The following is a 389-nucleotide window of genomic DNA, read 5'->3' as shown; positions in this document are numbered from 1 at the left end:
ACCTGACTCCCGCCCCCGACACCGCCCCCGTGGACCGGGAGCACGGCGGTGAGGGCGGTCTGCGGCTGCACGTACGGCAGCTGGCCGCCGTGCCCGACGCCGACGCCGCGTTCGACGCGCTCTTCGACGGGGTCGCCGGGCGGTTCTGGCTGGACAGCAGCCGGGTCGAGGAGGGCCTGTCGCGGTTCAGCTTCCTCGGCGCCCCCGCCGGGCCGCTCGGCGAGATCGTCAGCCATGACGTGACCGAGCGCATGGTCACCGTCTCCGACCGGCACGGCGTTCCGCTGCGCCGCAGGCCCGGGACGCTCTTCGCCCATCTGGAGGAGGAACTGGCGGCCCGGCGCCTTCCCGTGGCCGGCCTGCCCTTCGAGTTCAACCTCGGCTACGTC

Annotated in this window: 1 pseudogene; it reads left to right on the top strand. The window is 74.3% G+C overall.

Annotation, left to right across the window (positions count from 1 at the left end):
- A pseudogene (locus tag LPA54_RS41610) lies at nt 1–389 on the top strand (aminodeoxychorismate synthase); the annotation flags it as partial.

This window comes from Streptomyces sp. DH12, from assembly GCF_020873895.1.
GTDB lineage: Bacteria > Actinomycetota > Actinomycetes > Streptomycetales > Streptomycetaceae > Streptomyces.
The sequence above is the reverse complement of the archived record's forward strand: the minus strand, read 5'-3'. Positions and strand labels throughout refer to the sequence as shown.